The organism is Pseudomonas sp. NPDC087817 (assembly GCF_044742875.1).
GTDB lineage: Bacteria > Pseudomonadota > Gammaproteobacteria > Pseudomonadales > Pseudomonadaceae > Aquipseudomonas.
In genome coordinates, this window is sequence record NZ_JBIUVJ010000005.1 from 159,816 (window position 1) to 173,853 (window position 14,038).

Below are 14,038 nucleotides of genomic sequence, written 5' to 3' on the forward strand. Positions count from 1 at the left end.
GCTGCGGCAAGTTGTTCTTGCTGCTCACTTGGTCCTGGCCCACCTGAGCAGCAAGAACAACTTGCCGCAGCTGGCCCTGAATCTTGATCGGCCAGTTGCAGCCAGTCCGGGTCGCACCCGAGGGTGTCGACAAAACATTGCCGGGCCAGCTGCGGCAAGTTGTTCTTGCTGCTCAGGTGGGCCAGGACCAAGTGTTGCAAGCCCTGCCAACCCAACTCGGACACCAGGAATGCCGCCTGATGATTGTTCAAATGTCCCAGCTCGCCGCCCACCCGTTGCTTGAGAAAGTACGGATAGTGACCGCGGGCCAGCATGTCGCGGCAATGGTTGGATTCGATCATCAACGCATCGAGATCCCGATAACCGTCCAGCACCCGCTCGCAGTAGGAACCCAGGTCGGTCAGCAGGCCGAAGCGCCGCTGCTCGTTATCACTGAATACATACTGGGTCGGTTCCTGCGCATCATGGGCCACGGCAATGACCCCGATATTCAGCGCACCGATCTGCAGTTGCTCGCCGCCGGCCAGAAAGCCTGCGGGTTCAATCGGTTTGCGCATCCCGCGCAGTGTGCCGCGACTGAGGTAGACCGGTAGATTGTAGCGCCGAGACAGTAAACCCACGCCATGCACGTGGTCGGCATGTTCGTGGGTTACGAGTATCGCGCTCAGTTGCGCCGGGCTCACACCCAGGCGCAACAGGCGTTTTTCGGTTTCCCGCAGGGAAAAACCACAATCCACCAGCACATACGTATCAGCACTGGCGATCAGCGTGCCGTTCCCTTGGCTACCGCTGCCGAGAACGGCAAAACGCATGGTTGATCAGCCCAGGTTGTCCTGAATCACGCTCAACACTTTACGCGCCACTTCAGCCGGCGCGACGGTGTTGATGTTTTTCTCGACGGTCACCTGAATGTTCTCGCCAACCTTGCTCAGACGAACCTGATAACGCTCGGCACGGGCTTCGACTTCTTCCTTGCTCGGCGCGCTGCCGAACAGGCTGCTGAAGAAACCAGGCTTGTCGTCTTTCTTCTCGGCTTTTTCGGCCAGGTTGATGTAGTACAGGCCCAGGCTGCGGTTGATGTCTTCAACGCGCCATTCGCCCTGTTCCAGCGCGCGGCCAACACTCGACCAGGCACGGTCCAGATCGGTACCGACGTTCAATACCGGGTTACCGCTGCCGTCTTCGCTGAGGCTGACACGGCTCGGTGTATCGAAATCACGCGACGCCAGCATCGATACCGAACCACCCTTCTCGGCGATTCGGCTCATGCTCGCGAGCATGTCGTCGACCAGCGCTGCGTCCAGGCCAGTATTGACCGAACGATTGGTGAAGGCGACGTCGGCGGTGCTGCCGGCAGGACGCTCGGCGCTGACCACGTAGATTTCACTGGTGTTGCGCTGCACGCCCGGTTCGATACGCACACGAACGCGGGTTTCGCTGTCGCTGGCGACACCCGCCGCGCTCAGGCGCTTGGCCATGGCGGCGGACAGTTCATCGGAATGCTGCCAGGTGGTGGTGAATTCGCCGGTTTGCGGGCGCTGTTCATCCAGACGGAAACCGTTGTCCTGGAAGAACTGCACCGCCACTGGCCAGACTTCAGCCGGTGGATGCTGGGCCATGACCCAACGCGAATCGCCACTCTTCTGCAGCGAGTAGTCGGTCGCATCGGCGATGGCCGACAACGGCTGTGGACGTGGAACGATGTATTCGCCCTGGGCGGTGTCGTCAGCAACGTTACGCGGGATCGGCAGCAGCGGATCCAGACGCTTGGAGGTGCTGACATCCGGTGGCAGTTGCATCGGTGCAGTCTGTTGCGCTTGCAGGTAATCGCTACCACGGTCGCGGAAATAACCTTCCGGCCCCCAGACCCATCCACAGCCACTGGTGCTGGAGATAATCAAGGCAAGTGCGGAAAGTCCGGCCATTCGCTTCATGCGTTGTACTTCCTCAATTAAACCAGGACGCTGCACTGGCGCAGGGCCGTGCGAAGCGTTTCATGACAAGGTGCGCTCAGCCAGGTCAGCGGCAGGCGGATGCCTTCGTGCATCAGGCCCATTTCAACCAAAGCCCACTTCACCGGAATCGGGTTGGCTTCGATGAACAGGTCCTTGTGCAGCGGCATCAGTTTTTCGTTGATGGCCCGTGCGGTGTCGGCATCGCCCTTGAGCGCGGCCTCGCACAGATCAGCCATTTCGCGCGGGGCGACGTTGGCGGTAACAGAGATGTTGCCCTTGCCACCCAGCAGGATCAGCTCGACTGCGGTCGGATCATCGCCGGACAGCACGATGAAGTCCTTGCTCACGCCGTCGATGATCGCCTTGGCACGTTTCAGGTCGCCGGTGGCTTCCTTGATGCCGATGATGTTCGGCACGGTGGACAGGCGAATCACGGTCTCGGCCTGCATGTCGCAAGACGTGCGGCCAGGCACGTTGTAGAGAATCTGTGGAATGTCGACCGCTTCAGCGATGTGCTTGAAGTGCTGGTACAGGCCTTCCTGGGTCGGCTTGTTGTAGTACGGAACCACCAGCAGGCAGGCATCGGCGCCGGCTTCTTTGACGTTGCGGGTCAGCTCGACGGCTTCACGGGTCGAGTTGGCGCCGGTGCCGGCAATGACCGGGATGCGCCCGGCAACCTGTTTGACCACGGCTTTGATGACGGCGATGTGTTCTTCTACATCAAGTGATCCCGAATCCCAGCTAGAACCCACAGCCACAATTTCATGCGTGCCGTTATACAGAATTAAGTCCACGAGTTTGCTGAGGCTGTCCCAGTCAAGACGCCCTTGTGCATCCATGGGAGTGACCAGTGCCACCATACTGCCCGCAATCATGAAACCGCTCCTGCCGGAAAAAGAGAGCGGTAATGGTACTGGCGCCAAGATGCTTGCACAAGCGAAGTACTGCGCTGCCGCCATTCCCCTTGGCGTCGCTTTTCGCTACCCTTCAGACTTTGATCGGTACTGATCAGCTTGTACGCCGGGTTCCAGCCTCCCTTTTCGGCCTCCCAGACCCCGTTCCTGCGTCGCATCGACGCGCTCCCGCTATAGTGGAGCGAGCCGCGAGCGCATGCCGGGGCATTTTGAACGGACCGCCCGAATCGGCACACACTGGCGCAGCCCGGCGCCCAACGTCCGTAACCTACCGACCGCTCATCGCTTTAGGAATGCTGCATGTCCACCCCCACAGTCCGCGAACAATTCCTTGTCATCAGTGCCCTCGGCGCCAACCCCATGGAGCTGACTAACGTCCTGTGCCGCGCCAGCCATGAAAATCGCTGCGCCGTGGTTACTTCACGCCTGACCCGCCACGGCGAGTGCAGCGCGCTGATCCTCGAGATCTCTGGCAGCTGGGACGCCCTCGCGCGCCTGGAAGGCAGCCTGTCGGGGCTCGCCAAGAAGCACGCCTTCACCGTCAACGTGGTGCGCAGCGCGGCGCTGGAAAATCGGCCACAGGCGCTGCCATACGTGGCTTACGTCAGCTCGGCTTATCGCCCGGACATCATCAATGAGTTGTGCCAGTTCTTCATGGACCACAACGTCGAACTGGAAAACCTGACCTGCGACACGTATCAGGCACCGCAGACCGGCGGCACCATGCTCAATGCCACGTTCACCGTGACCCTGCCGGCCGGCACCCAGATCAGTTGGCTGCGCGACCAGTTCCTCGATTTCGCCGACGCGATGAACCTCGACGCACTGATCGAGCCTTGGCGCCCACAAAACCCAATGTAAGGAAGCTTTCATGGCCGTTGTCATCGACCAACCGGTTACGGATTTCGAAGCACCTGCCACCAGCGGGCAAACCGTCAGCCTGTCTGCCTTGAAAGGCAAGCAAGTGGTGATCTACTTCTATCCGAAGGACAGCACCCCCGGTTGCACCACCGAAGGTCAGGGCTTTCGTGATCAGTACGCAGCGTTCCAGGCTGCCAACACGGAAATCTTCGGCATTTCCCGCGACAGCCTGAAGTCGCACGAGAACTTCAAGTGCAAGCAGGAGTTTCCGTTCGAGTTGATCAGCGACAAGGACGAGGCCGTGTGCCAATTGTTCGACGTGATCAAGTTGAAGAAGCTGTATGGCAAGGAATATCTGGGCGTTGATCGCAGCACCTTCCTGATTGATAAGGACGGTGTGCTGCGTCAGGAATGGCGCGGCGTGAAAGTGCCGGGGCATGTGGATGCGGTGTTGGCTGCGGCTCAGGACCTGAATAAAGCCTGATGTTTTTGTGGCGTTATCACTGATGCCATCGCTGGCAAGCCAGCTCCCACAGGGTTTCCGGCACACACGAAATCTGTGGGAGCTGGCTTGCCAGCGATGAGGCCAAAAGCCTCACCAAAGAAACGCTTTAAAGCAGCGGCGCCACTACCGGCTCCTTGCGCGGCCACGCATCCAGCACAGCCTTGAACAGCGTCGCCAGCGGAATCGCAAAGAACACCCCCCAGAATCCCCACAACCCGCCGAACAACAGCACCGCGCAGATGATCGCCACCGGGTGCAGGTTGACCGCCTCCGAGAACAGCAGCGGCACCAGCACGTTGCCATCGAGCGTCTGGATGATTCCGTAGGCCGCCATCAGATAAATGAACTGATCGCTCCAGCCCCACTGGAACAGCGCAATCAGCAACACTGGCACGGTCACCACCACCGCGCCGACATACGGCACCACCACTGACACACCGACCAACAACGCCAGCAGCGCCGCATAATTAAGCCCGAGCGCAACGAATGCGATGTAAGTCACGCCACCGCAAATCACGATCTCGATGACTTTGCCGCGAATGTAGTTGGCGATCTGCCGGTTCATTTCCTGCGCGACCCGAGTGATCAGCGCCCGCTCACGGGGCAAGTAGCCACGCACCCACTCGCCGATCATGGCCCGATCCTTGAGGAAGAAGAACACCAGGATCGGCACCAGCACCAGATAGATCATGATGTTGACCAACAGCGGCAGGCTCGACAGCGAGAAGGTCAGCGCCCATTGGCCGAACTTGCCGATCTCGCCGCGTGCCGCTTCGATCGCCTGTAGCACTTGCTCATCGGACACCAGGTGCGGATAGCGCTCCGGCAGCAGCAACAGTAGCGATTGCCATTTGGCGAGCATGCCCGGCAATTCGTTGAACAGCGTGATCAACTGATGCCAGAGCAGCGGCAGCACCACGACGATGAACAGCATCAGCACGCCCATGAACAGCGCAAACACTAATCCCACCGCCGCACCACCCGGGACCCGCAGACGCTCCAGCGTGACCACCAGCCCCTGCATCAGATACGCCAGCACCATTCCCGCCAATACCGGCGCCAGCATGCCACCGAGGGTGAGCACGGCGGTAAAGGCCAGCACCAGCAGAACGGCCAGCACCACGGCTTCCTCATCGGAGAAGTAGCGCTGAATCCAGTCGCGTAACACTTTGAACATCAATAATCCTTAGGTCTTTTACGCTGTCGGTTTCAGGCTTTTTTCAACCAGTAACGGTAGACGCCCGCCTCGTCTTCTTCGCGCAGCAGCGTATGACCTGCCAATCGGGCAAAGGTGCGGAAGTCGCGCTGCGAACCCGCATCCGTGGCGATCACCTTGAGTACGGCGCCGCTCTGGAGCTTGTTGAGTTCCATTTTTGCCTTGAGCAACGGCAACGGACAATTCAGGCCACTGGCGTCCAGTTCCACGTCATGGGCTACAGCGTCAGTCATTGCGTCACTCCGGATCAGGTCAGTCGAGCTGCCTAGAATATCTGGTCGCAGCTTCGGTGTCCGGCTACAGTAAGGTCTTTGTCTTCTAAGGCTTTGTGCATGACTTTTCTGCGCCCTACCCTGCTGACGCTCGCTTGCCTGCTCGCCTCACCGGGCTTTGCCGACGATCTGCCGTCACTCGGCGACGCCAGTTCTGCCATTGTCTCGCCGCAACAGGAATATCAGCTCGGGCGCGCCTGGCTGGCCATGTTGCGCAGCCAGGTTTCACAGCTCAACGATCCGCAGCTCAAGGACTACGTCGAGTCCAGCGTTTACAAGCTGGTTGAGACCAGTCAGGTCACTGACCGGCGCCTCGAATTCATCCTGATCAACAGCCCGCAGCTCAACGCCTTCGCAGCGCCGGGCGGGGTGGTCGGGGTCAACGGTGGTTTGTTTCTGAACGCGCAGACCGAGGGCGAATACGCTTCGGTACTGGCGCACGAACTGGCTCACTTGTCGCAACGCCATTTTGCCCGCGGCGTCGAAGCCTCGCAGCGGATGCAGGTGCCGATGATGGCCGCGCTGCTGGCCGGTATTGTGATCGCAGCGGCGGGTGGCGGTGATGCTGGCATCGCGACCATCGCCGGCACTCAAGCGGCAGCGATTCAATCACAGCGCACCTTCTCCCGTCAGAATGAACAGGAAGCCGACCGCATCGGCATCCTCAATCTGGAAAAGGCCGGCTACGACCCGCGTTCGATGCCGACCATGTTTGAACGCTTGATGCGCCAATACCGTTTCGACGCCAAGCCACCGGAATTCCTCCTGACTCACCCGGTCACCGAATCGCGTATTGCCGACACCCGCAACCGCGCCGAGCAAGCCAAACCGGGCGGCATTGAAGACTCCAAGCGCTATCAGTTGATCCGCGCACGCGTGCAGGTGATCTACGAAGAAACCCCAGGATTGGGCGCCAAGCGTTTTCGCGCGCAGCTGGACGAAAACCCGAAAAACGACGTGGCACGCTACGGTCTGGCAATTGCGCAGATCAAGGGCGGTCAGTTGAATGAGGCACGCGAGAATCTCAAGCAATTGCTGGCGACATCGCCGAACGAAATCATCTACAACCTGGCGCAAGTCGACCTGGACATCACCAACAATCGATTGCCCGATGCACAGTCGCGGGTCGAGCGGATGCTCACGCAATATCCCGGCAACTATCCGCTGAATCAGGTTCGCGTGGATCTTCTACTCAAACAGAACCGCGCCGCCGATGCCGAGAAGGCGCTCGAAGGCTTGCTCAAAACACGCCCGGATGATCCGGATGTCTGGTATCAGGTCGCCGAAACCCGTGGGTTGTCGGGCAACATCATCGGTTTGCATCAGGCGCGTGCCGAATACTTTGCACTCGTCGGCGACTATCGTCAGGCGATTCAGCAGCTCGATTTTGCCAAGCGCAAGGCGGGCAGCAACTTCCCGCTGTCGTCGCGCATCGACGCACGTCAGCGCGAGCTGATGGAGCAGGAGCGGATGATCAAGGACATGATGGGCTGATCATTACCCGTCAGCACAAAAGCTTCAGGCATAAAAAAACCGCCTCTTTCGAGGCGGTTTCTTTTTATCTACCAGCGGTTATTCAGCCAGTTTGAACGTGATGAAGCTCGCACGCCCTTGGCGCAGGACCCGCATCGACACCGAACGATTCTTCGGCAATGCCTTGGCGATCTCGGCGAACTCCTTGCTGGAGCTGATGGCCTGATTGTTCAGGTGAGTGATGACATCACCCGGTTGCAGACCGATCAGGGCCGCGGGACCGTCCTGCACTTCCTTGATGACCACGCCACCTTTGAGGTCGTAGGTTTTCTTCTGTTCGGCGGTCAGTTCGCCGACAGAGACACCGAGGCGGTTGCTGTTGGTTTCAGCACCGGACTTCGGCAGCGCACCCAGCTCTTTGTCTTCGTCAGGAATAGCGCCAACCGTCAGCTCGACGTTTTTGCGCTTACCTTCACGGATCACTTCCAGATTGGCTTTCGCCCCCGCCTTCAGCGCGCCGACCAGATGCGGCAGATCAGCAGACATGATGATCGGCTGACCGTTCATGCTGAGGATCACGTCGCCCACTTGCAGACCGCCCTTGGCCGCCGGGCCGTCATCCTGGATCTGCGCTACCAGCGCGCCGGCCGGTTTCTCAAGGCCGAACGACTCGGCCAGATCCTTGTTCACTTCCTGGATGACCACACCCAGCCAGCCGCGACTGACCTTGCCACCGCTCTTCAGCTGATTGGAAACGTCCATCGCCACATCAATAGGGATCGCGAACGACACGCCCATGAAGCCGCCGGAACGGGTGTAGATCTGCGAGTTGATCCCGACCACTTCGCCGTTCAGATTGAACAGCGGGCCACCAGAGTTGCCCGGGTTGATCGGCACGTCGGTCTGGATGAACGGAACATAGTTTTCGTTCGGCAGGCTACGGCCCACGGCGCTGACGATACCTTGGGTCACGGTGTGGTCGAAGCCGAAAGGCGAACCGATTGCCACGACCCACTGGCCAGCCTTCAGGTCTTGGGACTTGCCGAGCTTGAGCACTGGCAGATCCTTGCCTTCGATTTTCAACAACGCCACGTCGGAGCGCGGGTCGGTGCCGATCAGCTTGGCTTTCATTTCGCTGCGATCAGCCAGACGCACGAGGATTTCGTCGGCATCGGCAATCACGTGGTTGTTGGTCAGGATGTAACCATCAGAAGAGATGATGAAGCCCGAGCCCAACGATTGCGCTTCACGCTGGCGACCACCACCTGGCGAACGCTGCTGAGGCGGCATGCCGCGTTCGAAGAACTCGCGCAGCATCGGCGGCAGGCCTTCGAGATCAGGCATCTGCTGGTTCACTTTGCGATCGGGCAGTTTCTGCGTGGTACTGATGTTCACCACGGCAGGCGAGGCCTGTTCAACCAACTGAGTGAAATCAGGCAAATCGGCCGCTTGCGCAGCCGGGACCGCCTGACCGAGCAACAGCACGGTGGCGAAAATGGAGAGATAAGACTTCAAGCTAGGTATCGACATACAGCTCCCGTTACGACGAGCAGGTTTAAGCGATATGGAACAAGAATCACCGGAAACCACTGGCCGGGACTTTTATTCCAGGAACAACAAACAAGGCCAGAGCCGTGAGGCTCTGACCTATAAAAAACTTTCGGGTTATTTGCAAATGAAAATGCTCAGCAAACATTTCATCTCCGTCTCGACGAAGAAATGGTAATGACTGAAATCAGCTCACTGCTTGCTGGTTGCAGCGCCATCAGTATTACGCATCGATAGAGCAATTCGTTCGGCAGTGCCGATCGGAATCTCGCCTACCACGGTGACCATCATTTCGCCTTCTGGCGTGGTCAGGCGACGGGATACAGCGACGGTCGGACCGAGTTGAGTACGGGTATCGGTGACCGTAGCGCCATTCAATGGCTCGAGGAAAACCGAAAAGCGCGCCAATCCGTCGTCATACATCAGGCTGTTGACCTGAGTCTTGGTTTCAGGATCTTTGTGCGAGGTGCTGCTGGTCAGCTCGAAGCCCGGCGGCAGCCAGTCCGAATGCCATACCTGAGCAGTCTTTACGGCAGAGGCCTTGTCGCTGTCGAGGGTAATCGGCTTGCAATCAGCGGCAGCTAAAAGATCTTTATCCGACGGTACATCATCGGTATCGAGGCTGGTGAACTGGAATCGTTCGAGCAACTGCCCTTTGTCGTTCAACAGCAGCGACTTCAATGGCAGACCGGTCCTTTTGTCCAGATGCAACTCGAACCCGTAACGGTGCTGGTCACGAGGCGTCAGCGATACGATTACTGCGTCTCGCCCGGCCACGCGCGACTTGCCAATGACGGCAAGGTCATACCAGTTTTTCAGCTTTTGCGGATCGAGCGGACGAGCGGCCGAGTTGGGAGAATCCCCCAGTCCGGCAATCAGGGTGCCGCTGACGCATTGAGTATGCCCATCAATGCGCACGACTTCCTGAGCCGAGCCGTCGAGCTGGAGTAAACGCTCGCGGACTTGGCCATTCTGGACGCGATGCCAGATGTTATGGGTAGAAAAACTACCGTTACGCTCATAAACAAAGGTGCCGTGGAAGCTTTGCTGCTGCTCGGCCTGGCCCAGTCGGGTCAGCCAATCCTGGGCCTCATCGGCATGGGCTGGAACGATGAACCAGCCACTGAGCAGAAGCGAAAGTAGAGGTATGGCGCGCATGATCCTCCTTAACGGTTTTCCAGGCTTGCTGCACGTGCATACGGCAATGCACTTTCAGTACCTTTCAGCGCTGCCTGTTGGGCGTGCTGACGCAGGTAGCCTGGCAGACGCTGATCGTGCCAGCCTGGTTGACCTTGCAATACGCCGTTGGCCATTGGGCCAGTGGCTTCCGAACTCTCACTATAGCCTGCCAAAACAGCCGGACCTTTGACCTGTGGGGTGGCCAAGGTTGGCTGATTGGATTGCTGTGCCAGTTCGACACCAGCGATTTCGTCCTGGTTGTACAGACGAACACCCGCCAGAACGGCAACAGTCACCGAGGCTGCAACAGCCAGACGGCCGAGGTTGCGCCATGGGCTGCGAGATACTTTGGCCGGAGCCGTCTCGTCTTCCAATGCAGCAGATACTGCCGCAGCAATGTCCAGACGTGGCAGCAGCAGATCCTTGTGCATAGCTGCCCGAGCGATCTGGTAACGAGCCCAGGTCTCACGGGTATCGACGTCGTCCAGTGCATTGAGCACTCGACGCAATTCCAGTTCGTCCGCTTCGTTATCCATCACTGCGGACAGCGATTCCTGCAGGGCTTCACGACTCATGGCGTTCCTCTCTTGGCTGTCGCCGCTGTCTCAGTTTTCCTGCAACAACGGCTGCAGGGCTTTATCGATGGCCTCCCGGGCGCGGAAAATCCGGGAGCGCACGGTACCCACCGGACACTGCATGACACTCGCAATGTCCTCGTAACTCAGACCATCGAACTCACGTAAAGTTAAAGCAGTACGCAAATCCTCTGGCAGTTGCTGGATGGTTCGATGGACGGTGCCTTCGATCTCATCCCGCAGCAATGCACGTTCTGGTGACTCGAGATCCTTGAGGCCATGATCGCCATCGTAGAACTCTGCGTCTTCGGAACTTACATCACTATCTGGCGGCCGACGGCCGCGAGAAACCAGGTAATTCTTTGCCGTGTTAATGGCAATACGGTACAGCCACGTATAAAACGCACTGTCGCCGCGAAAGTTTCCAAGTGCTCGATACGCCTTGATAAAGGCTTCCTGAGCCACGTCCTGGGCTTCATGGGTGTCGTGCACAAAACGCACGATCAACCCGAGAATTTTGTGCTGATATTTCAGCACCAGCAGATCGAAAGCTCGCTTATCGCCACGCTGAACGCGTTCGACCAGCTGCTGATCCTCTTCCTGGGTTAGCATGAACACTCCTCGATAAGCCCGAAGGAGACTTGCATAACTAAACGACCAGACTTGCAAACATAGACTCGGGCTTTTCGCAAAAGTTCTCCCCCTCCAAGCAAGTTTCCTGCGGGCTCTGATTTGGCACGCACGAAAAACGCAGCTCGGGATAAACCGGCTGCGCGAATAATCTTGTCATCGGTTTCGCCGGCAGGAACCCCAACCACAGATTCCGCACTGAAGCCGACACTGTCCCTTGTTTCTGGCACCGACTATTGATCTTGGGCCTTTGGCAAAAGTTCCAATTATTTATAGCCGTACCCACTGCACATTGGGCGACCCTGAACGGAAAAAGCGTGTTTCACCGCCGATACAGTCGTCTTTTCCCAAAACCTGCGGAAAAATCTTCCGACGAAGCACCCGATTTTTCCCGTCACAGTAGTTTCACAATGCCATATAGGCTCGGCTATTGTGCCGCCCCACCCCTCTATATACTAGTGGGCTGTGTGGCTGTCTTGACTCGCCGATCCAGCTGTCTTGCGCCAACCCCGACCCGGGTCGCTTTGAGCGGAATCCTGTAATGAGCCAACAATTCCAACATGATGTTCTGGTCATAGGCAGCGGTGCTGCCGGTTTGAGTCTCGCGCTGACCCTGCCGGGTCATTTGCGCATTGCCGTATTGAGCAAGGGCGATCTCGCCAACGGTTCGACATTCTGGGCGCAAGGTGGCGTCGCCGCCGTGCTCGACGATACGGATACTGTCGAATCCCACGTCGATGACACCCTCAACGCGGGCGGCGGCCTGTGCCATGAAGACGCCGTGCGCTTCACCGTCGAGCACAGCCGTGAAGCCATCCAGTGGCTGATCGACCAAGGCGTACCGTTCACCCGCGACGAACAATCGGGCACTGAAGACGGTGGTTTCGAATTCCACTTGACTCGCGAAGGCGGCCACAGTCATCGGCGCATCATCCACGCGGCGGATGCCACCGGCGCCGCAATTTTCAGAACTCTATTGGCCCAGGCCAAAGAACGTTCGAACATCGAACTGCTGGAACAGCGGGTGGCGGTCGATCTGATCACCGAACGACGCCTGGGCCTGGACGGCGAACGCTGCCTCGGCGCCTACGTGCTGAACCGCGCCACTGGCGAAGTCGACACCTACGGCGCGCGCTTCGTGATTCTCGCTTCCGGTGGTGCAGCCAAGGTCTACCTCTATACCAGCAACCCCGACGGCGCCTGCGGTGATGGCATCGCCATGGCCTGGCGCTCTGGCTGTCGGGTGGCGAATCTGGAGTTCAACCAGTTCCACCCCACTTGCCTCTATCACCCGCAGGCCAAGAGTTTTCTGATTACTGAAGCCTTGCGTGGCGAAGGCGCGCACTTGAAGTTGCCGAACGGCGAACGCTTCATGTACCGCTTCGACAAACGCGCCGAACTGGCACCCCGCGATATCGTCGCCCGTGCCATCGACCACGAAATGAAACGTCTGGGCGTGGATTGCGTTTACCTCGACATCAGCCACAAGCCCGAAGCCTTCATCAAGACTCACTTCCCGACTGTTTATGAGCGCTGCCTGGGCTTTGGCATCGATATCACCAAACAGCCGATCCCGGTCGTACCGGCAGCGCACTACACCTGTGGCGGCGTGATGGTCGATCAACATGGCCGCACCGATGTGCCAGGGCTGTACGCTATTGGCGAAACCAGCTTCACCGGCCTGCACGGTGCCAACCGCATGGCCAGCAATTCGCTACTGGAATGCTTCGTCTACGCCCGCTCGGCGGCGGCGGACATTCTTGCGCAACTGGACGCTGTTACAGCGCCGGACGCCCTGCCCGTCTGGGACGCCAGCCAGGTGACCGACTCTGACGAAGACGTGATCATTGCGCACAACTGGGATGAGTTGCGGCGATTCATGTGGGACTACGTCGGCATCGTGCGCACCAACAAGCGCCTGCAACGGGCTCAACACCGCGTGCGCCTGCTGCTGGACGAGATTGACGAGTTCTACAGCAACTATAAAGTCAGTCGCGATCTGATCGAGCTGCGCAACCTCGCGCAAGTTGCTGAACTGATGATCAGCTCAGCCATGGAGCGCAAAGAAAGTCGCGGCCTGCATTACACCCTCGACTATCCGGACCTGCTGCCCGAGGCGCTCGACACTATTCTGGTGCCGCCCACCTACGCCGGCTGAACTTGAGCCGAACCCGCAGGCGTCGGTGCAGATCCGCCGCCTGCGAGTCGCGTGGTACGCAGATCGATCTGACTCGCCATTCCCCGCGCAAGCGAAAACGCAGCACCACGATCAGCGGCAGCGCCAGGCTGTCCGGTCGCAGTTGCACCGCTTGCCAACCATCAGCCTGATTCCACAGTTGCCAGCCATCGGCATCCCGACGCAGGCGACAAAAAGCACTGGGATGACTCAACAGAATCTGCCGTGGCATCACGTAAAAGCCGTGAAGCAGACAAGCAAAAGCGCCAAGGAGACTGGCCCAGAGTGGAATTGAAAGCAGGAACAACGAACCCAAAGCGAACGCCTGGGCCAACAGATACGCCGCCAGCAACTGCCGCGAGGCATGCCAGCGGCATTCGAACGTATTACTTGGGCTGGACACGATCCAGGATCATGCGAACCATGCGTTGCAGCTCAGGATCTTCAGACTCGCTGCGCTCCATGAACCAGCCGAACATGTCCTGATCCTCGCACGTCAGCAGACGCACATACAGATCGCGATCCACCTGGTTCAACGTCGCGTAGACCTCCTGCACGAACGGCACCAGCAATACGTCAAGCTCAAGCATGCCGCGACGGCTGTGCCAAAAGAGGCGATTCAGTTCAACTTGTTCGACTTCGGCCATGGGGCCCTCCTCAAATTTGGCGGCAAGTATACAGCCCGTGCGCAAGTCGCACAGTCGGCTTTGGTCGGGCACCACCGATCCTTTATC

Annotated in this window: 15 protein-coding genes; 4 read left to right on the forward strand and 11 right to left on the reverse strand. The window is 58.7% G+C overall.

The window, feature by feature from the left end; genetic code table 11:
- From ACIONG_RS07470 to dapA, 3 genes are all read right to left on the reverse strand, one after another.
- Nucleotides 1-812, reverse strand: an 812-nt coding sequence (locus ACIONG_RS07470) for an MBL fold metallo-hydrolase (RefSeq protein WP_401297821.1), incomplete at its 3' end; no start/stop codon positions are given.
- Nucleotides 813-818: 6 nt separating this feature from the next.
- The gene (gene bamC / locus ACIONG_RS07475; protein WP_103305605.1) at nt 819-1,934 is read right to left on the reverse strand and encodes an outer membrane protein assembly factor BamC; all 1,116 of its coding nucleotides are present in this window, start codon (nt 1,932-1,934) and stop codon (nt 819-821) included.
- Between the two features lie 17 nt (nt 1,935-1,951).
- Nucleotides 1,952-2,830, reverse strand: a complete 879-nt coding sequence (gene dapA / locus ACIONG_RS07480; RefSeq protein ID WP_401297824.1) for a 4-hydroxy-tetrahydrodipicolinate synthase — start codon at nt 2,828-2,830, stop codon at nt 1,952-1,954.
- 339 nt (nt 2,831-3,169) lie between these two features.
- On the opposite strand from dapA, the gene ACIONG_RS07485 reads away from it, so the two are divergent.
- On the forward strand, nt 3,170-3,730 hold the full coding sequence (locus ACIONG_RS07485) for a glycine cleavage system protein R (protein ID WP_016984694.1): 561 nt from the start codon (nt 3,170-3,172) through the stop codon (nt 3,728-3,730).
- A gap of 10 nt (nt 3,731-3,740) precedes the next feature.
- On the forward strand, nt 3,741-4,214 hold the full coding sequence (locus tag ACIONG_RS07490) for a peroxiredoxin (protein ID WP_103305603.1): 474 nt from the start codon (nt 3,741-3,743) through the stop codon (nt 4,212-4,214).
- A gap of 127 nt (nt 4,215-4,341) precedes the next feature.
- Here the strand turns inward: ACIONG_RS07490 and ACIONG_RS07495 are convergent, their stop codons facing one another.
- Complete coding sequence (locus ACIONG_RS07495) at nt 4,342-5,412, reverse strand: AI-2E family transporter (RefSeq protein WP_103305602.1); 1,071 nt, start codon at nt 5,410-5,412, stop codon at nt 4,342-4,344.
- A 32-nt stretch (nt 5,413-5,444) separates the two neighbouring features.
- Nucleotides 5,445-5,684, reverse strand: coding sequence for a sulfurtransferase TusA family protein (locus tag ACIONG_RS07500; RefSeq protein WP_038358357.1), 240 nt, complete (start codon nt 5,682-5,684; stop codon nt 5,445-5,447).
- Nucleotides 5,685-5,783: 99 nt separating this feature from the next.
- Between ACIONG_RS07500 and ACIONG_RS07505 the strand changes: the two genes are divergently transcribed.
- Nucleotides 5,784-7,217 carry a M48 family metalloprotease gene (locus ACIONG_RS07505; RefSeq protein ID WP_401297828.1) on the forward strand — a complete coding sequence of 478 codons (1,434 nt, stop codon included), beginning with the start codon at nt 5,784-5,786 and terminating at the stop codon, nt 7,215-7,217.
- 78 nt (nt 7,218-7,295) lie between these two features.
- Here ACIONG_RS07505 and ACIONG_RS07510 read toward each other — a convergent pair whose 3' ends face one another.
- From ACIONG_RS07510 to rpoE, 4 genes are all read right to left on the reverse strand, one after another.
- Nucleotides 7,296-8,726, reverse strand: coding sequence for a DegQ family serine endoprotease (locus ACIONG_RS07510; RefSeq protein ID WP_401297831.1), 1,431 nt, complete (start codon nt 8,724-8,726; stop codon nt 7,296-7,298).
- A gap of 210 nt (nt 8,727-8,936) precedes the next feature.
- A complete protein-coding gene (locus tag ACIONG_RS07515) occupies nt 8,937-9,902 on the reverse strand; it encodes a MucB/RseB C-terminal domain-containing protein (RefSeq protein ID WP_213027840.1) in 966 nt (321 codons plus the stop codon).
- A gap of 8 nt (nt 9,903-9,910) precedes the next feature.
- A complete protein-coding gene (locus ACIONG_RS07520; protein WP_034153146.1) occupies nt 9,911-10,498 on the reverse strand; it encodes a sigma-E factor negative regulatory protein in 588 nt (195 codons plus the stop codon).
- Nucleotides 10,499-10,528: 30 nt separating this feature from the next.
- Nucleotides 10,529-11,110: an RNA polymerase sigma factor RpoE gene (gene rpoE, locus ACIONG_RS07525; RefSeq protein WP_003172477.1), complete on the reverse strand. Its 582-nt coding sequence runs from the start codon at nt 11,108-11,110 to the stop codon at nt 10,529-10,531.
- A 559-nt stretch (nt 11,111-11,669) separates the two neighbouring features.
- On the opposite strand from rpoE, the gene nadB reads away from it, so the two are divergent.
- Nucleotides 11,670-13,286: an L-aspartate oxidase gene (nadB, locus tag ACIONG_RS07530; RefSeq protein WP_401297836.1), complete on the forward strand. Its 1,617-nt coding sequence runs from the start codon at nt 11,670-11,672 to the stop codon at nt 13,284-13,286.
- On the opposite strand, the gene ACIONG_RS07535 is transcribed toward nadB, so the two are convergent.
- Together ACIONG_RS07535 and ACIONG_RS07540 are read right to left on the reverse strand one after the other, a co-directional pair.
- Nucleotides 13,255-13,707, reverse strand: coding sequence for a protein YgfX (locus tag ACIONG_RS07535; RefSeq protein ID WP_401297839.1), 453 nt, complete (start codon nt 13,705-13,707; stop codon nt 13,255-13,257). The two genes, nadB and ACIONG_RS07535, sit on opposite strands and share 32 nt — an antisense overlap.
- Complete coding sequence (locus ACIONG_RS07540; protein WP_103305596.1) at nt 13,691-13,951, reverse strand: succinate dehydrogenase assembly factor 2; 261 nt, start codon at nt 13,949-13,951, stop codon at nt 13,691-13,693. The genes ACIONG_RS07535 and ACIONG_RS07540 overlap by 17 nt, the downstream gene beginning before the upstream one ends.
- Nucleotides 13,952-14,038 lie beyond the last annotated feature (87 nt).